Raw genomic sequence first — 22,931 nt, 5'->3', positions numbered from 1 at the left:
AAATTTGCACTTTATTAATTATTATGGCAAAAAGGCGTCATCACTTAATACCCTTGTTCACCACTCGTGCTACCGCGACCCTTTCGGTTGCGCTGGTTCTCTTCATCCTCGGACTTGCCGCGTTCATGGGGATAGCCGCCCACAAGGTCACACAAGGGATAAAGGAGAACATGGGCTTCGTTGTCCTCTTCAACGAAGATGTGACTGCATCGGATATTGATGCGGTCAAAACGCGTCTTAAGAAAATGACGGGTGTGCGCGAGACGATATACTCGTCGCCTGATGCGGTGCTTGACCGTTGGCAGAAGATGGTCGGGGATGATGAAGACATAATCAAGCTTGCCGATGTCAATCCCTTCGTCGGAGAGATTGAGGTGAAGGTCTTGCCGGCCTATGCATCGACCGACAGCATCTCCCTTCTGACAGCGCCGATAATGCTCATGCCGCAGGTGAGTGAGGTAAAGGTCCACACGGCAATGGTTGACCGCGTGAACGCCACACTGCGAAGCATATCAATGGCTCTTGTCTTTGTTGCGATTGCATTGCTGACGGTATCGTTCATTCTTATATTCAATACAGTCCGGCTGACGGTCTATGCCCGCAGGTTCACCATCTATACGATGAAACTTGTCGGTGCCACATCCTCCTTCATCCGCCGTCCGTTCCTTACGGATAATCTGATAAACGGTCTTGTGGCCGGTTTGATCGCATCCATAGCCCTCGTTGCGACGGTATATTACGGCAGCACCTACGAGCAGGAGATTTCCGGTCTGATAGAGTGGGAGCTTGTTGCCGCCGTCCTCGCGGGAGTTATTGTCACCGGGATGCTGATATGCCTCGTCGCGGCTATCTTTGCCGCCAACCGCTATCTGCGTCTCTCGTATGATGAAATGTTTAAATAAAAAATATAGTAGAAATGGCTATTAAATCTACGCCTAAGGGCGAAAACGACGAATCGCGTCTGCAATTGGAAAGTGAGAGCCGCCTTCCGCTGCTTAAAATAAATTTCATACTCATGGCCATTGCGGGTGCGATGATCGTGCTCGGTTTCTGTCTGATGGCCGGTGGCGCTACGGATTGGGATGCGTTTAACGCGGATATTTTCTCGACCCGCAGGATTGTTGTCGGTCCGACGATAGCTTTCCTTGGATTCCTCTTCATGGGCTTTGCAATAATGTATAGCCCTAAGAGCAAAAAGAACTGAAAAACAGTCCTCCGTCCTCACGTTTAACACACATATATCGAATATTAAACACCCTCTGAAATCTCATTTTTGAAATGGATTGTATTGACGCTCTAATCTTAGGTATAGTCCAGGGACTTGCCGAGTATCTCCCCATCAGCAGCAGTGGCCATCTTGAAATCTGTCGAGAAATTCTCGGCCTTAAGCTTGCCGGTTCTGACGCTCTCGAATTTGACATCGTTCTCCATGTCGCAACAGTCCTCAGTACCATCGTGGTGCTTTGGAATGAATTTGTGCCTCTCTGCAAGTCCTTCTTTACAATTGCGAGAGACGACAAGTTTTTCTATGTCTGCAAGATTCTTCTTTCGTGTATTCCCGTAGCTATTGTAGGCCTTTGCTTCAAGGATTTTGTGGAGCAGTTTTTTGGAGACGGTCTGACTGTTGTCGGCTACTGCCTTCTTGTGACAGCCGCTCTCCTGACATTTGCATTCCTTTTCCGCAATCCCCAGCGTGAGCGGGTTGAAGGCATCAAAGGTCACGACATCACATGGTTTGACGCTTTCGTCATCGGCTGCGCACAAGCTGTGGCAGTTCTTCCCGGTCTTAGCCGTTCCGGTACAACCATCGCTACAGGTCTCCTCCTCGGCGACAAGCGCGACAAGATTGCACAGTTCTCTTTCTTTATGGTCATCATCCCCATTCTTGGCGAAGCGCTTCTCGACGTGAAGGATATGATTGGCGGTGAGGGTGTGAATGAGGCTGTCGGGATGTGGCCTATGATTGTCGGTTTCTTCGCTTCATTTATTGTAGGATGCATTGCCTGCAAGTGGATGATTAATATTGTGAAGAAAGGCAAGCTTATCTGGTTTGCTGTCTACTGTTTCTGTGTAGGTCTCCTTTGTATCTTCTGGTAATAAACGCCTATGGATTTCGTTACAGGAGAAATACTCTATATTGACAAGCCTCTGGAATGGACCTCGTTTGACGTGGTCAAACGTCTTCGCGGTGTCTTGCTCCACCGTCTTCACCGTAAGAAGTTCAAGGTTGGTCATGCCGGGACGCTCGATCCGCTTGCAACAGGAGTGATGGTCGTGGTCACCGGAAGGGCGACGAAACTGATTGAATCCCTCCAGGCAGGTGTGAAGGAATATGTCGCAACCGTTAAGCTTGGCGCTACGACCCCATCGTTTGACCTTGAGACCGAGATTGACGCAACCTATCCCACTGAGCATATCACCATCGAAAAGATCCGCGAAGTCCTTCCCAAGTTCACCGGAAGGATAGAGCAGATTCCGCCGGCATTTTCCGCCTGCAAGGTTGATGGCAAGCGTGCCTATAAGATGGCCCGTAAGGGTCATGAGGTCGAGCTGAAACCCAAGGTGCTCGTGATAGATGAGATCGAGCTTATGGATTTCAACCCTGATGAAATGGTGCTGACGCTGAGGATTGTTTGTAGCAAGGGCACCTACATCCGTGCGATTGCCCGTGATTTGGGCGAGGCTCTCGGTTCGGGCGGTCACCTCATAGGATTGCGGCGTACCCGCGTCGGGGAGGCTGTGATTGACAAGTGCCTCTCAGTCGAGCAGGCTGTCGAGCTTATCCGCACCACGGACATCACTTTTCCCGACGACGATCAGGCAGGTGGCGAAGAGTAGGTGTGCGTTTCATCCCTTGTATGATCCGTTGAATTTAAGGATAGGTTACATTGAATTGCCAACGGGTATTTTTTTAATAGATAATTCAGAAAAGAATATATAAGAAATTTTTTAGCATGAAGCTTTCTCAATTCAAATTCCGGCTGCCGGAGGAACTTATCGCCCAGCGTCCCGCTCCCGAGCGTGACCAGTCAAGAATGATGGTCGTCAACCGACGCACAGGCGAGATTGAACACAAGATCTTCAAGGACATCATTGATTATTTTGATGACGGTGACCTCTTTGTCTACAACGACACTATGGTCTTCCCGGCACGTCTTTATGGCAATAAGGAGAAGACAGGCGCCCGCATCGAGGTGTTCCTGCTTCGTGAACTGAGTGCGGAAAACAAGCTGTGGGATGTTCTTGTCGAGCCTGCCCGCAAAATCCGTATCGGCAACAAGCTTTATTTCGGAGACGATGAGTCGATGGTTGCGGAAGTGATTGACAATACAACTTCCCGTGGCCGTACACTCCGTTTCCTCTATGACGGTCCTCACGATGAGTTCAAGAAGGAGCTCTACAAGCTCGGAACCACTCCGCTTCCCTACTATATCAACCGTGAACCGGACGAGGAGGATGCAGAACGTTTCCAGACCATTTTTGCGCGCAAGGAAGGTGCCGTCATTGTTCCCGGTGCGGGTCTTCACTTCTCGCGTGAGCTTTTGAAGCGTCTTGAAATCAAGGGTGTCAACCAGGGTTTCATCACCATCCACAGCGGTCTTGGCAACTATCGTGAGATTGATGTCGAGGATCTGACCAAACATCGCATGGATTCAGAGGAGATGGAGGCAAGCGAGGAGCTTGTTGACCTCGTCAACAACACCAAGGATGGTGGACATCGTGTCTGCGCTGTCGGCACTTCCGTGCTCCGCGCGATCGCAAGTTCTGTCAGCATGGGTGATCACATGAAGACCTATACCGGATGGACCAATAAGTTCATCTTCCCGCCCTACGATTTTTCTGTCACGGATGCGTTGGTGTCAAACTTCCACCTCCCTTATTCGACCATGCTCATGATGGTTGCGGCCTTCGGTGGCTATGACCTCGTGATGGATGCCTATAAGAAGGCTGTGAAGGAGGGCTACAAGTTTGGTGTCTATGGTGATGCCATGCTCATCGTATCATAAAGAAATCGGTCATTTGGTAAATCAATAGCAATCTTGGCTAACTATCTGACCATAGCATCTCAAAGTGAAGCGGCTTTTCGTGAAAAGATGAGCCGCTTCATCTCTTTTGCCATTCCGGTGACTACTGCGGAGGAGGCGAAGGAATATGTCGGTCTCTATGCCAACGAGTATCATGACGCGCGCCATGTGTGCTGGGCCTACATGATTGGTTCGGACCGCAAGGAGTTTCTGTCGTCCGACAACGGCGAGCCGTCGGGGACGGCGGGTAAGCCGATATTGGGACAGATAAATTCTTTTGGCCTTACCAACATAGTCATAATAGTGGTGAGGTATTTCGGCGGTATCAAGCTCGGGACGTCCGGTCTTATCGCTGCATATCGAGAGGCTGCACGTCTTGCTATCGAGGCTGCGGAGATTATCGAGGGTAAGGATATGACTACGCTGTCGTTCACCTTCCCTTATCTTGCCATGAATGATGTGATGAAGCTTCTGAAGGCTCAGAATCCGCCGGGTGGTCGTGAGGTCATAAAAATAATTGAACAGGCGTTTGACAACACCTGTTCAATCACTATTTCGCTACCCCTTGACCTACTTCCTGAATTGTCGGGACGTATAGGTGGTATTTCCGGGACATCCATACTCAGCGCTACCGGGGCAGGTGAGGCGGATAAATAGGTGGTTAATTATCAGATTAATCCGAAGTGGCGGAAGGCATTGACCACGCCATGATCGGTGTCGGCAGTCGTCACATAGTCGGCTGCTTCTTTTACGCTCTCGTCTGCGTTTCCCATCGCTACGCCGATGGCGACGTGGCGCAGCATTCCGATGTCGTTGCCACCATCGCCGAATGCCATTGTCTCCGAGAGCGGAATGTTGAAATATTCAATGATTTTGTCGATTCCAACGCTCTTGTCGCTTCCTCGTGGAATAATGTCGCAGAAATACGGATTCCAGCTCGTCGGTTCGCATTCGGTGAGAATTTTTCCGAAGATTCCACTGTCAGTACGCTCTTTTTCCGTTCCGAATGCCATCATCTGAACAACTTCTTTGCCTTGGAGTGTAGAAAGGTCGCGGACATCAATGTGGGCTACACGTAGAAGCTTCATGACGTGGCGGACACCATCGTCAATACGGTTTATGAAAATATCTCCGTCGAGTGGGACGGCAACCAATGGAATGGTTGATTCATGCGAGAAGGGGATTACTCTCTCAATGTCTGTCTGCGGGATGGTGCGGCGGAAAATGCATGTCTCCTTGTCGGAAAGTAGGCAGACGGCTCCGTTGACTGTGACGTAACCGTCGAATTCCGTGTCGCCGAGATTGTCAATCCATCTCAGGTGTCGGCCGGTGGCGATGAATACCTTTATTCCTTTCCTGCGTACTTCTGCAATCGCGTCCTTAACCTCCTGAGGTATGCCGTGGGAGCCGAAGGGTACCAAAGTCCCGTCAATATCAAAAAATATAGCCTTTATCATCTCGATGCTTTATCTTTTCTGTGAAAATCTGCTTTGGACTGCAAATTTAGCCAAAAAATTCCGGACTGTGAATTTTGTCGCGTAATTGAGCGCACAGGAAATAGGCAAAATCCACATATTCCGGTAGAACTTACTATAATTCAATGTGTGAGGGTAAAACAATAGACCTTTCTCTACGTTACAAATAAAGATACCATCCCGTTTTTACTTTATTTTGAGATGAAGAGATTACTTTTGATTGTAGATCCGCAAGTCGATTTCATAGCGGGCACTCTTCCGGTTCCCGGTGCAGAGGAGGCTATGGACCGGTTGGCTGAGTATATATATGAATCAGATGGACGTTATGCCCATAAAATCGTAACGGCAGACCGCCATCCATACGATCACTGCTCGTTTGACGGTCACGGTGGGCCGTGGCCACGGCATTGTGTCCATGACACTGTCGGAGCGGCGGTGTGGCAGCATCTTTTTGCACCCTTATATTCAACCTCTGGCTCTGTCACGTTTCTATATAAAGGCGAGAACCGCGACGAGGAGGAATATTCCATCTTTAAAAATCGCTGTGCAGCCGAGAGGATAAGACGGATTGTTGAGGATGAGGAAATCGGGCGCATTGACATCTGCGGACTTGCGGGAGATGTCTGTGTCCGCTCCACATTGACTGACGGAGTTGGTATCTTCGGTAAGAATATGTTTCACGTTTTGACTTCGTTTTCACCGTCACTCGACGGCGGGGAGGCGCTTGCCAAGGCCATAGCTAAACTACAAGTGACATGCGACAGATAATAACACATTTTACGGACGACGATCTTTATAAATTCACCATGTGTTGCGCGGTGATTGATACTTATCCGCGAACACAGGTGAAATACAGTTTCACTGACCGTGACCACACCGTCTATCCTCCGGGTTTTGCCGAGGCTGTGAGCGAACAGATAGCCATGCTTGAGAATGTGGTGATTACCGATGAGGAGATTGCTTTCATGCGCAGGCGCTGCACCTATATCCCGACCTGGTTCTACAGTTATCTGAAAGGTTTCCGTTACGACCGTAGGTGGGTGAAGGTGAGTCAGGACGAAGAGGGGCATCTTGCAATTTCATTCGAGGGATGTTGGAGCGATACTATTCTGCTTGAAGTGAAAGTGCTTGCGATTGTCTCGGAGCTGTACTACATGATGACCGGTAAGGCTGACGGCATTGACTATGAGGCATACTATGATAAGTCATACGCAAAGGCATCGCGTTTGATTGAGGCCGGATGTAACTTCAGCGATTTCGGGACACGTCGGCGCCTGTCGTTTGCCTCGCAGGATGTCTGCGTGAAGGCTATGTCCGATTGCAACAAGGCTGTTGCAGGGCCGGGACGTTTCGTAGGTACGAGCAATGTCTACTTTGCCATGAAGTATGACCTTGTGCCAATCGGAACCATGGCCCATGAGTTTGTATGTGCCATCGCCGGTATGTATGGCCCTCTGATGGCCAACCATATAGCGATGAGCGTGTGGTCTAAGACCTATCGCGGTGCGCTGGGAACCTATCTCTACGACACTTACGGTTGGCGGATATTCAGCCTCAACTTCTCGGAAGACTTTGCCAATATGTTCAAAGGATTGCGTGTCGACAGCGGTGACAACCGTCGGCAGCTCGACTTGATTGTAGACAAATACCGTTCGCTCAATATTGATCCGCGTACCAAGCAGATTGTGTTCAGCAACGGTCTGAACGTCGACGAGGCGATAGAAATCAACCGTTACGCGTCCGACAAATGTCAGCCCTCATTCGGAATCGGCACCCATTTCACCAATGATTTTCCTGGAATCAAGCCGATGAATATAGTCATAAAACTTGTGGCGGTCAAAATCACCGAGTCATGGCCCTTCTACAGCCTCACATGTAAACTAAGTGAAGACGAAGGCAAATACACCGGCGACCCCTCCACCGTCCGCCGCTTCCTCGCCACCCTCCACCTCCCGATGCAATGATGGTAATTTTAATTGTCCATCACCCTATTTAAAAACATAAGGTATTTATATATAAAATTACACAAATATTTGCATTAGTGTAAAATTATTCTTAAATTTGTCGCATACGAATAATAAGTTTTGTATGATAGACAAAGATTTCAAATCCATAATCGAAGTGTTCGAGGCTTTTCCGAATGAGCAAAGTTGCATTGACCATTTGGAACGGCTCCGATGGCCGGGAGACGTGGAGAGTCCATTTGACCCGACATCGAAAGTCTACAAGTGCAAAGATAATAAATTCCGGTGTAAAAACACAGGGAAATATTTCAATGTCAAGACAAATACTTTGTTTGATAGCTCAAAAGTTGAGTTGCGCAAATGGTTTGTGGCTATTTGGCTTGTGACCTCGCACAAGAAAGGCATATCCTCCGCTCAGTTGTCGCGCGATATTGATGTGACGCAAAAGACGGCATGGTTCATGCTACAACGCATCCGTAATTGCTTTGGAATAAGTAATGATATTGACGAGGATGTCAACAATGATAACAGCCATAAACTAAATGGAGCTGTTGAGATTGACGAGACATTCGTTGGCGGCAAGAATAAGAACCGCCATAAAGACAAGAAAGTGAAGAAATGTCAAGGCCGTAGTTTCAAGGACAAAGTTCCGGTCTTCGGCATGTTACAGCGTGGAGGGAAGGTAATTGCGAAAGTTGTGGCAAACACACGTTCAAAGACTTTGTTCCCAATAATCCTAAAACATGTCAAAGTTGGGAGTGAACTCTACACTGATGAATGGGACTACAGCGAGGCAGCAGATTATCTTTACGACCATCGGAATGTTAACCATGGAGCAGGATTCTATGGTTGCGGAGAACTGACGACAAACAGCATCGAGGGATTTTGGGCGATAGTAAAGCGTAGCATAATGGGTATATATTACCATTGGTCGCGTAAGCATATTCAACGATACATTGATGAGTGCGTCTATCGCTACAACACACGTCACCATTCCGATGGTGAGCGTTTCAACTTTCTCCTTCAAAATACACAACATAGATTAACTTATAAAGAACTCATTTATGGATAAAATAAAACGTCCCATTGCAAAATATGAAGGCTCCTTAACAATCGGTGATGTAGAAATACCATGTGCCGTTTTGAATGATGGTACAAGAGTGCTAACTCAAGCATCTGTCTTTAAAGCGTTAGGCCGACCTGCTCGTGGAAATTCACGAGTGATCAACATCCCTACATTTATGGATGCTAAAAATCTTCAAAAATATATAGATGAGGATGTTATGAAGGTGATCAGGCCTATAAGCTATTTGTCAATAAAAGGGACTGTCCAAAATGGTTTTAATTGTTTGATTTTACCTATAGTTTGTGATATATATTTACATGCAAGAGAGGTTGGAGATTTAACCCCCTCTCAAACTATTGTAGCTCAAAAAGCAGAAATCCTAATAAGAGCTTTAGCAAAAACAGGTATTATTGCTTTGGTTGATGAAGCTACAGGCTATCAACATGACCGCGAAAAAGATGAGCTGCAAAAAATATTAAAAGCCTATATATCGGAAGAATTGCTGCCTTGGCAGAAGAGGTTCCCCGATATATATTACAAAGAACTTTTTAGATTAAATGGATGGGATTACACCATTAAAGATATTCGTAAAAGGCCCGGTGTTATCGGTAAATGGACTAACGATTTAATTTACAAGCAACTGCCTACTGGTGTATTAGACGAGCTAAAGAACAAAACACCTAAAAGTGCCAAAGGGAATAATACAGCTCGATTACATCAAAGCCTTACGGAGGATGTAGGCCATCCAGCTCTATCATCACAGATAACACAGATTGTCACTCTTTTTCAACTATCAGACAATATGGAGCAAATGTGGCGACAATTTAAGAAGCTAAAAGAACGACAAAATGGGCAATTAGAACTTCCCTTTGACTTTGATGAAGATGGACACACTATTTCCCCAATAGAGGATGTAAAAGGTGATATGCCAAAGTCATCATTTAATAACAATCTCATGCAAGCCCTAAACTACAATCCTCGAAAGGACAAGAGAAACAATGATGAGGGCAGAGAGGCATAAATATACAATGTAATTCTTTTGCATACATCAAAAATATCACTATATTTGCAAGCGGATAGGATAGAGGTCTTATCCGCTTGCATTTTTGTAAACGAATAGCGTTTAATGCTATTGTACTCGATTCAGAAAACTGCCAATTTTCAACACAACGGGGACAATGCACTAAACGCCCACAATCTTGTCGTACCTCTGTTCAGGGGTATGGCTTGTTTGGTGGGCTTAGTGTCTTGTATGTTGTGTGGGCATGGCAGTGCCTCTGAATCGTACAGGATGCAAAAGCCCACCACTATTTTTATTGGTCGGGCAATAACTCAGGCAATATTGCAAACTAACCAATAAACTTTTGAAAAAATGAAGAAATGCGTCAAAATAATTATGTGGGTGTGTGGTGGAATTATAGGATTGCCAATCCTTGCTATCTCAATTCTGCTTGTAATCCACATTGCCAAAACCTTAATTAATCAAGACAATCTTTCCTATAAAGAAGTTGTATCAAATCATCCTGACGCTGAAATGATATATTTTTTGGGCGAACCACGATTGACCCATATAAAAGACTGCAAACTTGAATATGTTGCGATAGAGAACGCGACAGCCTACATTAAGATTAAAGGGCAAAGAGAGTATAATAGTCCTTTATTAAATATCGTGAATGATGATGAGGGATTTATGTTTTTATTAGACAACGGCGAAACTTTAAATGTCACCGAAAATCCCATTCGGTTTACTTTTATTCGGCATGGAAAGGGGAATAGCTTCTCCATCGAGAAAATATATACAAAGTCATCTGATTAGCACTCATTTTTTAATACAGATATTATGGGGGTATTCGCACTACCCCCATAATATCTATAATCAACTTTAGAATTAATACCAAAGCGTGGCTGGTTAAGTGTCGCGCATTAGTTTAATATCAATCAACCAAGTAAAATGAACAAACTTAAAATTGGAGATGTGGTTTGTCTGAACTCTGAAAAAGACGTTCAGATGACAGTTATGTCTATTTCTGAAGGGGAGGTACAGTGTGTCTACTTTAATCAAGTAGAACAAAAATTCAATCTGACAATGTCAATGCCCGAAGAGGTAGTCGCATTATCACAAAAATCAGATTGTATTTCTGGATATAGATAACCCGAAATAATCGTTCTGTAGCTATTATTTTAGCTCATTTTGCACTTACACAGTTCGTCATCATTTTAAGGGCTTATTCTTTCAAACCGGAATAAGCCCTTTTGTTATATTACATGTATACTTACATTTGCATATTCAATTTTATTGATGTACATTTGTATATAAATGCCAAACATAATTAAAATTTCTCTCCATCCGTGGGGATGTGTTGAGATAGGGGAGGAGTTGGTCGTGGATTGAGGGGTTGGCGCAGAGGATGGAGATTCCGCGGTCCTGTCGGAAGCGGGTGGATTTGCCTCCTGCTTCCGACAGGATCAGGAGGGCTGCATTCACGTCCCATTCATGTAGGTTCAGTTCCCAGTAGCCACTGAGGAATCCGGCAGCGACATAGCAGATGTCGGCTGTGGCCGCGCCGAGTCTTCTGATGTCTCTGACGAGAGGCAGGATGGCGGCAAGGTTGTCGAGATTGTTGTCGGGGTTGACATCCTTGTCGACAGGGAATCCGGTTGAAATGACTGCCCGCGATAATTTGGTCTCCGGGGTGACATGTATGCGACGGTCATTCAGATAGGCTCCTTGGCCCCTTTGTGCATAAAAGAGCTCGTCGGTTGCCGGAAGATACACTACACCCAATTCGGTGACACCTCCGAACTCAACACCGATACTGATTCCCCATAATGGAATCCCCGAATAGAAGTTGGTCGTGCCGTCAATCGGGTCAATCACCCAGCGGTACTGCGCATCACCGCACGTTTCTCCCGATTCTTCCGACAATATGGAATGTTCCGGATAGTTTTTTCGTATGAAATCCTTGATGCAGATCTCACATTCCTTATCCGCTATGGTCACAATATCGCTGTCATTTAGCTTATTGTGCATTTCAATTCTGTGGCCGCTGCGAAAATACTGCATGGCGATTTGCCCTGCTTGTTTTGCACAGGCGATGACTTCTGCCAATTCAGGCTGAAGTGTGTTTGTTCTGTTCATGATTTAATGATTGGAGAGAGTTGTCCTACAATAAAGAGGTGTTGTAAGTCCGGATTTCCGGACTGTGGTTAATTCTGATACTGTATAGGCAAGCAACGGTTGAGATACTCGCGTGCGGTAGCCCAGGGGATATATATGGTCTGACGCCCCGGAATGAGCGGTACAGGCTGTTCGTTAAGGTCAACACGGAGATAATATTTCCCGCTTTCCGAACGGAAGAGAATCATCTGTAGGTTCGAGGCCATGGGCACGACGTAGAAATCGCGCCAGTGGAGGCCTACAGTATCAAAATAGTTGGTCATGTAATAGCAGCCGGGGACATGTATGAGCGCGAGAAGTGGCATCATGGTCTCGGCATGTCCGAATCTGAGCATTACACTGTAAGGATTCTTCCCCTCCACGGCGCTGTCGAGAGTGGCGATCAGTTCGGAAAGCAGACGCGAGGCAAGTTCCGGAGGCGCGCTTGAAAGGGTGGAGGCAGAGTGGGTCAGATAGTGATGCAGATTTTCCACGCTCCACAATGAGTTTATCTCAGCTTTGGTAAAATATTTCTGCAAATCAATGTCGATGGACATGGCCGCACATCCGGCAAGCACTTTATAGATGGCCTGACTGATGTCGCGTGCCTCGTCGCCATTGAAGGGATAATTCTTTCCGAGTGCGCGCTCGGCAACTGTCACGGGGACATGAGAGTCGACATAGTCATCATAGACCTTATGCCATTCTTCGCTCGCCATGAAAGCCTTGTAGGCCTCATCGTCGGTCCAAGGACGAACGAGTGGAGAATTCTGCCGACCGGACGACATGTAGATTTCAACCTTGTTGTTCAACCGTGTCAGCTGATGGGTGAATTCATCCATCGACATCACGCAGCGGGGGACGTATGATGCGATTGCATTGATTTTGGTATTATCGAAAAGCGGTTTGAATGCCATGAACGCGCGCGATGCGATTGCCCGCTGTTCAGCCATGCCAAGCGAGTCGAGCGCACCCCATCGTCCGGCTGTCCTCGCCACAACGAGATCGCACACTTTTATAAGTTCACGGCCCATCGGCGTGATTGTGCGTAGCGAATCAGCCTTGTGGAGTGAACGGAGCAGCGAATTTGTATATTTCGACGACGATAGAAACCTCGCACCGTGACGGCCCACATGGTTGAGATAGACAGGAGCGAGTGAGTCGGGATATGCAAGACCCTCGACATTGCGGTCGGGATACGGGATGGCTGAACCCTGACATTCAATGAACGTATAGTCCGTAGCGGTCGGATCAATGGCGCTTGCCGTCAATGTCCCTGCCCCGATGGCCAGAGCAAGCAAAAAGTGAAGTTTCTTCATTGTGGATGACAATTCTTTTTATTAGCTTTGCGTGTCGAATGAGCCGGACTGCGAATCCCTCGTGTTGACGGGCATAAAATCCTCAGTCAATTCAGTCTGTCTCTAAAAGTTAAACTCGGTTAACGCTACTTTTGTTCAAAATTTGATGGATACCACACCTTATTATAAAAGTCTGATAGCCCGTGGATGTCTGCAGGAGGCTCTTCTGGAGCTCGACCGCCTTGTCGAATCCTCACCCGAAGATGACACTCTGATTTTCAATCGTGGGAAACTCCGGTGGCGTCTTGGAGATAGGGCAGGAGCTACCGGTGATTATGCGAAAGCTGCACTTCTCAATCCCGATAGCCCTGCGGTGAAAGCTCTTGAAAATGCCCGTGACATTGCCGATTTCTTCAATCCGGACCTCTATAATCCGTGATTCGAGGCTCCTTTTATTCTTTTTCCGAAAGTTCAAGCCAGCGGAGCTCTTTTTCGTCAAGGATTTCCTTAAGGTCGCTGTAACGTTTGGCTTTGTCTGCGATGTCAGCGATTTCAGCTCCTGAGTTGAAGAGGGCTTCGAGAGCCGACTTTTCCTCTGTCAGCTCATCAATTTCTTTCGTCAGAGCTTCAAGCTCCTTGCGTTCCTTGAACGACAGTTTCTGCGGACGGGTATTCTCGCGCCGTTGCGCCTGCGCGGGAGCGGTTGCTGCAGCGGGTTTTGCCGTTGCCTGTGCGGCTTTGGCCTGCTCCTTGAGATAGGCGCGGTAATCGCTGTAGTTGCCGGGAAAGTCCTTGATGACGCCGTTGCCTTCCATGACGAATAGATGGTCGACAATCGAGTCGAGGAAGAAGCGGTCATGCGAAATCACGATGACGCAACCCTTGAAGTCCCTGAGATAGTCTTCGAGGATACCAAGCGTCATGATGTCAAGGTCATTCGTTGGCTCGTCGAGTATCAGGAAGTTCGGTTGAGTGATGAGTACGGCTGCGAGGTTCAATCTGCGCATTTCTCCACCGCTAAGTGTCGAGATATATTTCTGCTGGTCGGCGGGTGAGAAGAGGAAGCGGTTGAGGAATTGCATGGGGGAGTAGTGTGTCGTTCCGTTGACCACCACATCCTCTGTGATGTCCGTAATCGCGTCAATCACCTTTTTGCCGGGAGGAAGTTGCAGTCCTTCCTGTGAATAGTAGCCGAAACGGACGGTCTCGCCGACATTCCACTCTCCGCTGTCAGGTGCAACCAGCCCTTGCAGCATTTTGACGAATGTGGATTTTCCCACGCCATTACCTCCGATGATGCCGAGTTTCTCATATCGTGCGAACGTATATGTGAAATCATCGAGTATCACCTTTTCGCCGAAACGTTTTGAGATACCCTCTGCCTCGAAAATCTTTGACCCTATGTATGACGATTTGATTTCCGTCGGGTCAATCTGCTTTTCGTCATAGTTTGCCCGGGAGCGTTCCTTCAGGTCGTAGAAAGCATTGATGCGGTAACGTGCCTTTCCGGCTCGCGCCTGTGGCTGACGGCGCATCCATTCCTGCTCCTTGCGCAGAAGATTCTTCACTTTTGCGAGCTCACCGGTCAATGCTTCGATTCTTTCGGCACGGCGGCGCAGGTAGAGATCGAAATTCCCTTCGTAAGTGAAAATCTGCTGCATGTCGATTTCAATAATCTTGTTGCAGACACGGTCGAGGAAATATCGGTCGTGTGTCACCATGAGCAGTGTCACACGCATTCGGGTGAGATAGTTTTCGAGCCATTCCACAGACGCGAGGTCAAGGTGGTTGGTAGGCTCGTCAAGAATCAGCAAGTCGGGATTGCCGAGAAGCACCTGGGCAAGTGCCACGCGTTTTAGCTGTCCTCCCGACAGGTGGTCCACCTCCCTGTCCGGGTCATCAATCCCGAGTTGCGACAGCATCTGTCTGATTCGGTCCTCATGGCCCCATTCCTCATGCTCTTCCGGCTTGACAGTCGCCAGAAGATTGTCCATTATTGATTTTCCCTGCTCGAATTCGGGCATCTGTGCGAGAAACCCGACGCGGAGGTCGTTGCGGAATGTGACACTGCCGCTGTCAGGAGCCTCGCTTCCCGAGAGGATGCGCAGGAGGGTTGACTTTCCGGTGCCATTTTTGGCGATGAGACCGATCTTGTCACCTTCGTTAACTCCGAAGGTGACAGAATCAAACAGCAGGCGGTCGCCGTAGCTTTTGGTCAGATTTTCGACTTGAAGATATGGTTTCATAGGTCAAGGCAGGCGTCGAGTGCTTCAGTGATGGCTTTGCGGTCGAGGTTCTGGCCGATGAACACAATCTTGATCATGCGGTCGCCGTAGTCGTCATCCCAATCACGCATGATGCCGGGATCCTGTTCGACGAGTTCCTTGAGTTCATCCTCAGGTGCTGTCGCAAACCACATTCCGGCTTCACGGAGCTGTTTCTGTCTGCCTGCACTTTCAAAGAGATACGACATGTCGGGGTTATTGCCGAAATAGCAGATACCCTTCGAGCGGATGATGCTCTTGGGCCATTTGTTGGCTGCGAAATAGTCGAATTTATTCAGGTCAAAACCGTGGCGACGGAAATAGACGAACGAGCCGATGCCATATTCCTCCGCTTCGCCTTCGCCGTGGTGGTGATGATGGTGGTGGTGGCAGCCGCAGGTGCAACCCTCGCCATGTTCGTGGTGATGGTGCTCGTGGCCATCGTGCTCATGTTCGTCGTCATCATGGTGATGGTGGTGACATTCACATTCATCATGGTCATCATCATCGTCATCATCATGCTCATGGTGATGGTGTTCATGCTCTTCTTCGTCATGATGGTGGTGATGATGGTGTGCGCGCTCCTCTTCCTCAATCTGTTCGATGGGCTTCTCGATTTCCTGGACCCATGCGGCAGAGGTAGCAACCTTGTTGAAGTTGAAGAGATGTGTGTTGATGAGATCTTCGATGTTCACATCGGCATAATCACATTCGATGATGCGCGCTCCCGGATTGAGAGCCTTGATGATGGTGCGGATGCGGCCTTTTTCAGTCTCTGTGACTTCTGAAATCTTGTTGAGGACAATGATGTTGCAGAATTCAATCTGCTGGATGACGAGGTTGGCAATATCCTCCTCGTCGTGTTTTTTGGCAGTGAGGTCTTCACCGCAACTGAATTCGTCCTGCATACGGAGGGCATCGACGACTGTCGCGATGCAGTCGAGTTTCGGAAGACCATGCTTGCTGAACTCCGCACCCATCTGAGGGATGGAGCAGATTGTCTGTGCGATGGGGGCCGGTTCGCAGATGCCGCTTGCCTCAATCACTATATAGTCGAATTTTCCCATCGCCATGATGTCGTCGAGCTGCTTGACGAGGTCCATTTTAAGAGTGCAGCAGATACATCCGTTCTGGAGCGCTACGAGCGAATCATCTTTTGAATCCACTATGCCTCCGCGCTGGATGAGGTCGGCATCAATGTTGACTTCGCCTATATCGTTGACGATGACGGCGAAACGTATGCCTCTTTCATTGGTGAGTATGTGGTTCACAAGTGTGGTCTTGCCACTGCCGAGATAACCGGTGAGAAGAAGGACGGGAGTTGACATATTGTTGATTTTTTTATATTGTTTAAGTTGAAGTGATGCTTTAACCTGTGGTTTAAGCATCACTTTAGATATTGTGCATTACCATTCGATTTTCACAGCCGTGCCGTCGATGTCGGCCGGTATGGGCGGATTGTGCTTGATGAGCGTTATGGAGCCTCCGCTTATGTCGGGCCACTTTTCGGTGAGAGCTTTGTGGATACGGCCGACGACATGTTCGAGCAATCGTGACGGAATGTCCATTTCCTGTCGGATTATCTCAACGGCTTCCGCATAGTTGAGCGTGTCGGCGACATCGTCGCTCTCCATCGCTTTTCCGATAGGGTAGTCCAGACGGACATCCAGTTCAAAAGTGTTGCCGTTGATGCGTTCCTCTTCAAACACACCGTGACGGGCGAATAGCCGCAGACCCTTGATTTCAATGGTACTTTTCATGCCTAAAAAACTTCTTTAATTCCAGGTGAGGTTACGTCCGCGGCGGATGAACCCTTTGATTCTATAATAGAAATTGTAGACAGGCTCAAAGGTCATGAACCAGGGAACTGTGAGGAGAAGTGACCGCGACCCCAATGCGCGCGAAGTCTTGCGCCATGCAAGCATGAGGATGATTGCGGTTGCAAGCCAGATGACACAGGCTGCAATGAGCGGAATCAGTGACGGAAGACCTACGATGGATAGCGCCACAGTGGAACCGAGCAGTATCCACCATGCCCACGAGCATGACGCGAAGAATACGCGCGCCCATGTGCGCAGGGACTTGGCCGTGTAGTCATATCGCATTTTCGCATTCTTATGGGCGAGTTGCGGACGTTGGTCAAGCACTTCGACGATGGAGGCTGTCGACAATTCCACCGCTGTATTGTCGGCATTGGCTACTTCGTTGATGAAGAGGTCGTCGTCGCCGAACTTAAGGTGGAGTGTGCGTGAGAAACCCTTGTTCTTGAAGAAGATTGAACGGCGGTAGGCGAGGTTGTAGCAATTTCCTCTGTAGGGACGGTCGGCGATAGCCCATGAAAGATACTCGATTGCCGTGCGCACTTCGTCAAAAGAGTGAAGACGTTTCCAGGGATTGGGCGCATCTTCAGGTATGAGCGGGGTCGCATAGCCAATCACGATTTCCTTTCCGGAAATGAAGTGGCGCGCCATACTTTTCAGCCATGTCTTCGACTCGATGCGGGATGTTCCGAGTGTGAGCAATACCACCTCGTAGCGCGCGGCTTTAATGCCAAGGGTGATGGCAAGTTTCTTGCGCGAGAGTGAGCGCGATTCGAGCGGAGTGAAGGTCATGTAGAGATTGGGATAGCGGCGTTCGAGACGCGCAATCACATCTTTTGTCGATGATATGGCTCCGTCGTTGACGACAATCACCTCAAACTGGCCCTCGTAGTCCTGTTCGAGAATCTGGGGGAGAAGTATTTCAAGATTTTCCGCATCATCTTCGGAATAAACTATCACAGATACGGAAGGATAGGCCGACGGATCGGTCGGGAAAGGGGCGGCATCATCCTTGACAATCCTTTTTCCGACCGACGCGACATAATGCCTGAAGCCGAATATCAGGTAAAGCGACGCGACTATGATGGCGGAGAGCAGGATTAGGATGACCGGCGTAAACTCTATTTCAAACATCTTGCTAAATTGTAGTATAAAATCGTGAGATTTCGATTGCAAATCAAGATGCAAATTTACGAAATCCCCGCCAAAAATCTATCCACTCATGCCGATAAAATTCGACTATTATTCGGCGTTTGATATAGAGTGGTGATTTTCCGCTGATTCTGCCGACGGGTATCCCGTACTTCCGTACTATCGGATTTTCTTCCCATAATAATATGTGTTCCAGAAGTCTTTCGCATATCCGTCGGACATCACGCTGAAACTGTCAGGCGATGCTCCGCTGATTTTCTTTCCGTCGAAATATACATTCCAGAAGTCTTTCGCATATCCGTCGTGGAGGACCTTGAAGCTGTCGGGGGAAGCTCCGCCTATCTTCGCTCCGTCGAAATATGCATTCCATGTATCCTTGGCATAGCCGTCGCCGAGTACCCTGAAAGAATCACAGCTTGCACCGCCGATTTTCTTGCCATCGAAATACACCTCCCATGTATCTTTGGCATAACCGTCGCCAAGCGAGGTGAAAGAGCCGGAGCTTGCCCCGCTGATTTTCACACCTCTGTAATATGCGTTCCAGAAGTCTTTGGCATAGTCGTCCTTAAGAACGGTAAATCCGTTTAAGGTTGCACCCTTGACTACTTTTCCGCCGAAATATACATTGCCGCCGTTGACGACATACGTCGGACGATGTTTTCTGCGCCCGTGCCTGTGGCATGGTTCGTCATCTCTGTTTTCTTTGCAGGATTCCGTCCGGTGGCGGCGGTCATGTCTGCCCTGTGCGTTGATGTCGCTGACCGAGGTGAGAGTGAGGCTTAGAGCAAGCAGGAGAAATAACTTTCGCATAATCAATGATGTTTTAGGGGGTGTTCATTACGTTTATGGAACTGTATATAATGATAGACATGGCGTCGCTGTAAAAGTTTAACGCACTCCGGTATCTTTGTCATCCAGATGATGACGTGGTTTCGGCAGTAGAGGCAGATTGAAAGATAAAAGAAATAAAATAGTTGATTTTGTCAACTATATTTCGTAGCTTTGCATCCGATTTTAATCATACAGATATTATTTGAGCATGAAACAGAAACAGATTGACCGGATAAGGGCGTTCAACCGCTTCTATACCAAAATCCTCGGTATTTTGAACCGGCATTACATGGGAAGTCCTTTCGGCCTCCCGGAAATTCGTGTGATTCAGGACATGTACCTTCATCCCGGGAGAGGCGCTAAGGAAATTGCACTTGAACTGAATATGGACAAAGGCTATCTTTCGCGTCTGCTAAAAAAATTGGAGGAGCAGGGTTATGTCTGCCGTTCAGCATCCGATACGGACGGACGCAGGGACATCATTTCACTCACAGACTCAGGCATCGTCATCTATCACGAACTGAACGCTTCCGCCGACCGTTCGGTGGAAGATATATATGGTGGCCTGACTGAAGAACAGATGGAGGAAATGATTGCCCACATGGATGCAATCAGCAATCTCCTCGCTAACGACAAATAACCGACAGAAGATAAATCAGCTAAGGATATGGAAATAACACAATATCGCGACGAATTCAAGACCGAGGTCATTGAACTCATACTTGACATCCAGAACAACGAGGCAAAGGTCAACATGCCAATCGAATGTCAGCCCGACCTGCTGGACATCACGGATGCCTACATAAACCGTGGCGGAGATTTCTGGGTGGCGATTGCCGATGGACATGTTGTCGGGACCCTCGCTTTGATGAGAATTGACGATCAGTGGGCCGTGTTGAAGAAGTTTTTTGTCCGTTCCGACTATCGTTCGTGCAAGGTCGGTCTGGCTCTTTACATGCGTCTGCTTGACTTTGCCAAGACAATGGGCTACCGCCACATTATTCTCGATACCCCGTCAGTTGCAAAGAAGGCCCACTCCTTCTATGAACGTGCCGGTTTCCGCAGGATTGAAAAAACGGAATTGCCGGTGCGGTATGACTATCCCGACCGGCAATCCTTATTGTTCAAACTCGACCTTTGACTGAATCGGAGTTTATGCTTCAGTTTCCCGCAGTGGCTATTATTGCAGCGGATGTGTCGAAATATTTCCGGGCCATCTCTGCGAGGACTTCGGGAGTGAGGTTGCGTGCAAATCGTTCCTGCTGCTCGAAATAATCATCGGGAGTATAGGCGAAAATGTGGGTCTGCGTGTAGTCCATTCGGCTGAACGGAGTGTCGAGGATTGTCGCGAGATTTGACAGCAGAAATCTCGACAGACGCTTCACTTCATCCTCCGTGTAGCTTGCCGGATCCTTCATCTTTTCCATCTCTTCGAAGATAAGTTTGATTACTTCTTCTTTTGTCGAGCCGTCGGTCTGGGTGGTGACGGTGATGAAACTCCGTTGCGAGTAGCCGAGCAGGACTGCCGAGATGCCGTAGGTCAGACCCTTGTCCTCACGGATATTGAGCATCAGACGGCTTCCGAAATATCCGCCGAGTGCGGTGACTGTCGCGCGCAGCGGGACAAAGTCTTCGCTTTCGCGTCCGGCTGCCGGAATCATGAGTTTTATGGCGCTTTGCTTGGCATGGTCAATGGCAATGTCGACTCTCTGCTGTTCGGGAGCCGTTGTCGGGAAGTGTAGTGGAGCAACCGGCACGGGTGTATGAGCCGGGAAACGGACAAACACTCTGTCGACGGCCTGAATCATGGCTTCAGTGATATTTCCGGAGAAGAAGACATGTATCTCCTTCGGGTCAAGACGCGAATAGTGGAAATCCGACAGCTCTTCGGGTGTGAACGAACGTATTTCGTCCGGGTTCTCTGTCCGGGCGAGTGGATTTTCGTTTCCGTAGGCAAGCGGACGTATGGCTTTGTCGGCCAAAAACGAAACCTTCTCGTGTTCGATGTCGAGGCGCGCGGCCTGACGTTGGAGGATATTGGCTACAGCCTCGGCCGGAAAGACCGGTGCGAGAATCATTTCAGCGACAATCGGAAGCAGGTCCGCGAATTTGTCATTGAGACTCGAAAGCGTCACCGTCGAGTAGTGGGTCGAAACGGCAGTGTTGACCCAAGCGCCGTTATATTCAAGTGTGTTGGCTATCTCCTCGCCGTTCATCCGTTTTGTTCCCTCGATGAGTACCATCGCCGCACAGGCTGCGAGGCCTGGCTTTGGCGATTCGGCCTCGCCTGCGGGGAGGGCTACGGTCAGACGGCTTACTTCTATCTCGCTTCCGCTTTCAATGTGGATGCGGATTCCGTTGGCGAGTGTATGGGATGAGGCCGGCGATAGGGTGAGCGGCCCAAAATTGTAGACTTTCGGTGCAGTGGTGCGGTCCATGTATAAAATGGCGTTTTTTTTACTTCTTGTTGATAGTGTCCATCTTCTGTTCTTTCAGAGAACCGAGGACTGATTTACGGGCTTCGTCGGGTGTAGGCTCTGCATTCTTCCCGGTGCTGACAGTCTGGACGGCCTTGACCGGATTTGCCTGAGCCTTTTCCGTTTTGACAGTTACGGAAGTTGCGGATTGGACCGGATTGTCTGTCTTTACGACAGCCTTGCCGGGTTTCGCCGTTGTGGCCTCCGATTTTGTCTGTGCAGGAGTTGACGATGCAGTGACAACGGTCTCTTTCTTCGTTTCGCTTGCCACAGTTTTCACTGCGGTCTGACCGTTGGCGTTGGTGCTTATCGGTGTTGCGGTGACTGTCGGAGTGGTTTGCGTAGACTTGACTGTCGGCATACCGATTGCCGGAACATCCTCGGCTTTTTCAGGCGTTGGCGTATTTTTCGTGTCAATGCTTGTCTTGTTTGCAGTTTTCTCCTTGCGGTCAACTTTCTTCGGAAGCGATGTGACAGGTGTCATCTTGTAGGGTTGCTCTCCGGTGACGGTCGATGCACTTGCACTCTGTGTTGACGTTGCAGTTGCGACCGGGCTTGTGCTTGGACTTGATGCCGGAGCCGGGCTGTTGGTTTTCGACGTTGCTGCCAAGGATGAGGATGCCGCTTTCTTTGCCGGACTTTTCTGTGCGGATTTTGAAATCATCGCGCGGTATTTATCCACCGATCCGGCTCCTGCGTATGTCCTCACGAAGTAGTCCGACTCGATGTCGCTGACCACCACTCCGCTTGACGCAGATGAATGGACCATGCGTCCGTCCCCCACATATATCCCCACGTGGGACACCTTCTTCTTTGACGAGCCGGTGGCAAAGAAGATGAGATCGCCCGGCATGAGCTGATTCTTCTGCAGGGGTGAGCAATATTTTGCCTGCTCTCCGGAATTGCGCGGTAGCTTGATGTCAAGAGCGCTTTTGTAGACGTTCAGCACGAGGCCTGAACAGTCGATGCCGCGCTTGTCCTCACCACCATATTTATAAGGTGTGCCAATCCATTTCTTCGCTTCCGCAAGAAGTGCATTCGACTGCGGTGGCAGCGTACTCGGTATTTCAAAGTTGCGTGTGTCGCCACGCCCTCCGCCGACCTTCGAGGTACGGTGGACGGTAGAAGTATTTTTCATGCTGCCACACGACACCATCAGTGAGGCGACGAGTGCGACAAGGAGTAGAAGAGGTGACTTTTTTGACATCATACGGCAAAATTAATCAAAAAAAGTGACAGTTCTGTTTTAACATATCGACATATATTGGCCCGGCGGGGTAAATATATCTTAAATAGGGCGAATTTCGTCTTAATTTATTTTAAACCCTCATATTCGGCATGTAACATTGCATGGTTTTTGCCGTCTAATAGGCATGAAGGATGAACACGGAGCTTGAATTAT

The 22,931-nt window shown here is 48.5% G+C and carries 25 protein-coding genes; 15 read left to right on the top strand and 10 right to left on the bottom strand.

Annotated elements, in window-relative coordinates:
• Nucleotides 1–23: 23 nt before the first annotated feature.
• The 6 genes from QZ310_RS06980 (at nt 24) to QZ310_RS06955 (ending at nt 4,682) form a co-directional block, all read left to right on the top strand.
• The gene (locus QZ310_RS06980; protein WP_297071787.1) at nt 24–902 is read left to right on the top strand and encodes a permease-like cell division protein FtsX; all 879 of its coding nucleotides are present in this window, start codon (nt 24–26) and stop codon (nt 900–902) included.
• Between the two features lie 14 nt (nt 903–916).
• On the top strand, nt 917–1,204 hold the full coding sequence (locus QZ310_RS06975; protein WP_297071786.1) for a DUF3098 domain-containing protein: 288 nt from the start codon (nt 917–919) through the stop codon (nt 1,202–1,204).
• A 74-nt stretch (nt 1,205–1,278) separates the two neighbouring features.
• Nucleotides 1,279–2,097 (top strand): undecaprenyl-diphosphate phosphatase, encoded by an 819-nt coding sequence (locus QZ310_RS06970; RefSeq protein ID WP_297071785.1) that lies wholly within the window; start codon nt 1,279–1,281, stop codon nt 2,095–2,097.
• A 9-nt stretch (nt 2,098–2,106) separates the two neighbouring features.
• On the top strand, nt 2,107–2,838 hold the full coding sequence (gene truB / locus QZ310_RS06965; RefSeq protein WP_297071784.1) for a tRNA pseudouridine(55) synthase TruB: 732 nt from the start codon (nt 2,107–2,109) through the stop codon (nt 2,836–2,838).
• A 116-nt stretch (nt 2,839–2,954) separates the two neighbouring features.
• A complete protein-coding gene (gene queA, locus QZ310_RS06960; protein WP_297071783.1) occupies nt 2,955–4,007 on the top strand; it encodes a tRNA preQ1(34) S-adenosylmethionine ribosyltransferase-isomerase QueA in 1,053 nt (350 codons plus the stop codon).
• Between the two features lie 87 nt (nt 4,008–4,094).
• Nucleotides 4,095–4,682, top strand: a complete 588-nt coding sequence (locus QZ310_RS06955; RefSeq protein ID WP_297071819.1) for a YigZ family protein — start codon at nt 4,095–4,097, stop codon at nt 4,680–4,682.
• An 11-nt stretch (nt 4,683–4,693) separates the two neighbouring features.
• Here the strand turns inward: QZ310_RS06955 and QZ310_RS06950 are convergent, their stop codons facing one another.
• On the bottom strand, nt 4,694–5,482 hold the full coding sequence (locus tag QZ310_RS06950) for a Cof-type HAD-IIB family hydrolase (RefSeq protein ID WP_297071782.1): 789 nt from the start codon (nt 5,480–5,482) through the stop codon (nt 4,694–4,696).
• A gap of 219 nt (nt 5,483–5,701) precedes the next feature.
• On the opposite strand from QZ310_RS06950, the gene QZ310_RS06945 reads away from it, so the two are divergent.
• From QZ310_RS06945 to QZ310_RS06920, 6 genes are all read left to right on the top strand, one after another.
• Nucleotides 5,702–6,268, top strand: coding sequence for an isochorismatase family protein (locus tag QZ310_RS06945; protein WP_297071781.1), 567 nt, complete (start codon nt 5,702–5,704; stop codon nt 6,266–6,268).
• Nucleotides 6,256–7,464 (top strand): nicotinate phosphoribosyltransferase, encoded by a 1,209-nt coding sequence (gene pncB, locus QZ310_RS06940; protein ID WP_297071780.1) that lies wholly within the window; start codon nt 6,256–6,258, stop codon nt 7,462–7,464. The genes QZ310_RS06945 and pncB overlap by 13 nt, the downstream gene beginning before the upstream one ends.
• A gap of 124 nt (nt 7,465–7,588) precedes the next feature.
• Nucleotides 7,589–8,536, top strand: coding sequence for an IS1595 family transposase (locus QZ310_RS06935; RefSeq protein WP_297071779.1), 948 nt, complete (start codon nt 7,589–7,591; stop codon nt 8,534–8,536).
• On the top strand, nt 8,529–9,551 hold the full coding sequence (locus tag QZ310_RS06930) for a P63C domain-containing protein (RefSeq protein WP_297071778.1): 1,023 nt from the start codon (nt 8,529–8,531) through the stop codon (nt 9,549–9,551). The genes QZ310_RS06935 and QZ310_RS06930 overlap by 8 nt, the downstream gene beginning before the upstream one ends.
• 351 nt (nt 9,552–9,902) lie before the next feature.
• Entirely contained in the window at nt 9,903–10,346 is a 444-nt protein-coding gene (locus QZ310_RS06925) for a hypothetical protein (protein WP_297071777.1), read from the top strand.
• Nucleotides 10,347–10,481: 135 nt separating this feature from the next.
• Entirely contained in the window at nt 10,482–10,682 is a 201-nt protein-coding gene (locus QZ310_RS06920; RefSeq protein WP_297071776.1) for a hypothetical protein, read from the top strand.
• Between the two features lie 141 nt (nt 10,683–10,823).
• Here the strand turns inward: QZ310_RS06920 and QZ310_RS06915 are convergent, their stop codons facing one another.
• Both QZ310_RS06915 and QZ310_RS06910 read right to left on the bottom strand, forming a co-directional pair.
• The gene (locus QZ310_RS06915; protein ID WP_297071775.1) at nt 10,824–11,669 is read right to left on the bottom strand and encodes an inositol monophosphatase family protein; all 846 of its coding nucleotides are present in this window, start codon (nt 11,667–11,669) and stop codon (nt 10,824–10,826) included.
• A gap of 68 nt (nt 11,670–11,737) precedes the next feature.
• A complete protein-coding gene (locus tag QZ310_RS06910; RefSeq protein WP_297071774.1) occupies nt 11,738–13,006 on the bottom strand; it encodes a histidine-type phosphatase in 1,269 nt (422 codons plus the stop codon).
• Between the two features lie 145 nt (nt 13,007–13,151).
• Between QZ310_RS06910 and QZ310_RS06905 the strand changes: the two genes are divergently transcribed.
• Nucleotides 13,152–13,424, top strand: a complete 273-nt coding sequence (locus QZ310_RS06905) for a M48 family metallopeptidase (RefSeq protein ID WP_297071773.1) — start codon at nt 13,152–13,154, stop codon at nt 13,422–13,424.
• Nucleotides 13,425–13,437: 13 nt separating this feature from the next.
• Here QZ310_RS06905 and QZ310_RS06900 read toward each other — a convergent pair whose 3' ends face one another.
• The 5 genes from QZ310_RS06900 to QZ310_RS06880 all read right to left on the bottom strand — a co-directional run bounded on the left by QZ310_RS06900 (nt 13,438) and on the right by QZ310_RS06880 (nt 19,031).
• Entirely contained in the window at nt 13,438–15,231 is a 1,794-nt protein-coding gene (locus QZ310_RS06900; protein ID WP_297071772.1) for an ABC-F family ATP-binding cassette domain-containing protein, read from the bottom strand.
• The gene (locus QZ310_RS06895) at nt 15,228–16,577 is read right to left on the bottom strand and encodes a GTP-binding protein (protein WP_297071771.1); all 1,350 of its coding nucleotides are present in this window, start codon (nt 16,575–16,577) and stop codon (nt 15,228–15,230) included. The genes QZ310_RS06900 and QZ310_RS06895 overlap by 4 nt, the downstream gene beginning before the upstream one ends.
• A gap of 78 nt (nt 16,578–16,655) precedes the next feature.
• On the bottom strand, nt 16,656–17,009 hold the full coding sequence (folB, locus tag QZ310_RS06890) for a dihydroneopterin aldolase (RefSeq protein WP_297071770.1): 354 nt from the start codon (nt 17,007–17,009) through the stop codon (nt 16,656–16,658).
• 15 nt (nt 17,010–17,024) lie between these two features.
• A complete protein-coding gene (locus tag QZ310_RS06885; RefSeq protein ID WP_297071769.1) occupies nt 17,025–18,203 on the bottom strand; it encodes a glycosyltransferase in 1,179 nt (392 codons plus the stop codon).
• 177 nt (nt 18,204–18,380) lie between these two features.
• The gene (locus QZ310_RS06880) at nt 18,381–19,031 is read right to left on the bottom strand and encodes a DKNYY domain-containing protein (RefSeq protein ID WP_297071768.1); all 651 of its coding nucleotides are present in this window, start codon (nt 19,029–19,031) and stop codon (nt 18,381–18,383) included.
• 229 nt (nt 19,032–19,260) lie between these two features.
• On the opposite strand from QZ310_RS06880, the gene QZ310_RS06875 reads away from it, so the two are divergent.
• Together QZ310_RS06875 and QZ310_RS06870 are read left to right on the top strand one after the other, a co-directional pair.
• Nucleotides 19,261–19,692, top strand: coding sequence for a MarR family winged helix-turn-helix transcriptional regulator (locus tag QZ310_RS06875; protein WP_297071767.1), 432 nt, complete (start codon nt 19,261–19,263; stop codon nt 19,690–19,692).
• Between the two features lie 27 nt (nt 19,693–19,719).
• Nucleotides 19,720–20,193, top strand: coding sequence for a GNAT family N-acetyltransferase (locus tag QZ310_RS06870; RefSeq protein WP_297071766.1), 474 nt, complete (start codon nt 19,720–19,722; stop codon nt 20,191–20,193).
• A 19-nt stretch (nt 20,194–20,212) separates the two neighbouring features.
• Here the strand turns inward: QZ310_RS06870 and QZ310_RS06865 are convergent, their stop codons facing one another.
• Together QZ310_RS06865 and QZ310_RS06860 are read right to left on the bottom strand one after the other, a co-directional pair.
• A complete protein-coding gene (locus QZ310_RS06865) occupies nt 20,213–21,490 on the bottom strand; it encodes a pitrilysin family protein (RefSeq protein ID WP_297071765.1) in 1,278 nt (425 codons plus the stop codon).
• 19 nt (nt 21,491–21,509) lie between these two features.
• The gene (locus QZ310_RS06860; protein WP_297071764.1) at nt 21,510–22,739 is read right to left on the bottom strand and encodes a C40 family peptidase; all 1,230 of its coding nucleotides are present in this window, start codon (nt 22,737–22,739) and stop codon (nt 21,510–21,512) included.
• Between the last annotated feature and the right edge of the window lie 192 nt (nt 22,740–22,931).

The organism is uncultured Duncaniella sp. (assembly GCF_910577345.1).
Lineage (GTDB): Bacteria > Bacteroidota > Bacteroidia > Bacteroidales > Muribaculaceae > Duncaniella.
This window is presented reverse-complemented; position numbering and strand designations above follow the sequence as displayed.

What these genes read in the sequence shown, in the direction of transcription:
- queA (WP_297071783.1), top strand. Translation starts at nt 2,955, where the DNA reads ATGAAGCTTTCTCAATTCAAATTCCGGCTGCCGGAGGAACTTATCGCC.
- QZ310_RS06900 (WP_297071772.1), bottom strand. Translation starts at nt 15,231, where the DNA reads ATGAAACCATATCTTCAAGTCGAAAATCTGACCAAAAGCTACGGCGAC.
- QZ310_RS06935 (WP_297071779.1), top strand. Translation starts at nt 7,589, where the DNA reads ATGATAGACAAAGATTTCAAATCCATAATCGAAGTGTTCGAGGCTTTT.
- truB (WP_297071784.1), top strand. Translation starts at nt 2,107, where the DNA reads ATGGATTTCGTTACAGGAGAAATACTCTATATTGACAAGCCTCTGGAA.
- QZ310_RS06915 (WP_297071775.1), bottom strand. Translation starts at nt 11,669, where the DNA reads ATGAACAGAACAAACACACTTCAGCCTGAATTGGCAGAAGTCATCGCC.
- QZ310_RS06925 (WP_297071777.1), top strand. Translation starts at nt 9,903, where the DNA reads ATGAAGAAATGCGTCAAAATAATTATGTGGGTGTGTGGTGGAATTATA.
- pncB (WP_297071780.1), top strand. Translation starts at nt 6,256, where the DNA reads ATGCGACAGATAATAACACATTTTACGGACGACGATCTTTATAAATTC.
- QZ310_RS06955 (WP_297071819.1), top strand. Translation starts at nt 4,095, where the DNA reads ATGAGCCGCTTCATCTCTTTTGCCATTCCGGTGACTACTGCGGAGGAG.
- QZ310_RS06945 (WP_297071781.1), top strand. Translation starts at nt 5,702, where the DNA reads ATGAAGAGATTACTTTTGATTGTAGATCCGCAAGTCGATTTCATAGCG.
- folB (WP_297071770.1), bottom strand. Translation starts at nt 17,009, where the DNA reads ATGAAAAGTACCATTGAAATCAAGGGTCTGCGGCTATTCGCCCGTCAC.
- QZ310_RS06875 (WP_297071767.1), top strand. Translation starts at nt 19,261, where the DNA reads ATGAAACAGAAACAGATTGACCGGATAAGGGCGTTCAACCGCTTCTAT.
- QZ310_RS06880 (WP_297071768.1), bottom strand. Translation starts at nt 19,031, where the DNA reads ATGCGAAAGTTATTTCTCCTGCTTGCTCTAAGCCTCACTCTCACCTCG.
- QZ310_RS06870 (WP_297071766.1), top strand. Translation starts at nt 19,720, where the DNA reads ATGGAAATAACACAATATCGCGACGAATTCAAGACCGAGGTCATTGAA.
- QZ310_RS06905 (WP_297071773.1), top strand. Translation starts at nt 13,152, where the DNA reads ATGGATACCACACCTTATTATAAAAGTCTGATAGCCCGTGGATGTCTG.
- QZ310_RS06930 (WP_297071778.1), top strand. Translation starts at nt 8,529, where the DNA reads ATGGATAAAATAAAACGTCCCATTGCAAAATATGAAGGCTCCTTAACA.
- QZ310_RS06860 (WP_297071764.1), bottom strand. Translation starts at nt 22,739, where the DNA reads ATGATGTCAAAAAAGTCACCTCTTCTACTCCTTGTCGCACTCGTCGCC.
- QZ310_RS06920 (WP_297071776.1), top strand. Translation starts at nt 10,482, where the DNA reads ATGAACAAACTTAAAATTGGAGATGTGGTTTGTCTGAACTCTGAAAAA.
- QZ310_RS06865 (WP_297071765.1), bottom strand. Translation starts at nt 21,490, where the DNA reads ATGGACCGCACCACTGCACCGAAAGTCTACAATTTTGGGCCGCTCACC.
- QZ310_RS06975 (WP_297071786.1), top strand. Translation starts at nt 917, where the DNA reads ATGGCTATTAAATCTACGCCTAAGGGCGAAAACGACGAATCGCGTCTG.
- QZ310_RS06980 (WP_297071787.1), top strand. Translation starts at nt 24, where the DNA reads ATGGCAAAAAGGCGTCATCACTTAATACCCTTGTTCACCACTCGTGCT.
- QZ310_RS06910 (WP_297071774.1), bottom strand. Translation starts at nt 13,006, where the DNA reads ATGAAGAAACTTCACTTTTTGCTTGCTCTGGCCATCGGGGCAGGGACA.
- QZ310_RS06970 (WP_297071785.1), top strand. Translation starts at nt 1,279, where the DNA reads ATGGATTGTATTGACGCTCTAATCTTAGGTATAGTCCAGGGACTTGCC.
- QZ310_RS06950 (WP_297071782.1), bottom strand. Translation starts at nt 5,482, where the DNA reads ATGATAAAGGCTATATTTTTTGATATTGACGGGACTTTGGTACCCTTC.
- QZ310_RS06885 (WP_297071769.1), bottom strand. Translation starts at nt 18,203, where the DNA reads ATGTTTGAAATAGAGTTTACGCCGGTCATCCTAATCCTGCTCTCCGCC.
- QZ310_RS06895 (WP_297071771.1), bottom strand. Translation starts at nt 16,577, where the DNA reads ATGTCAACTCCCGTCCTTCTTCTCACCGGTTATCTCGGCAGTGGCAAG.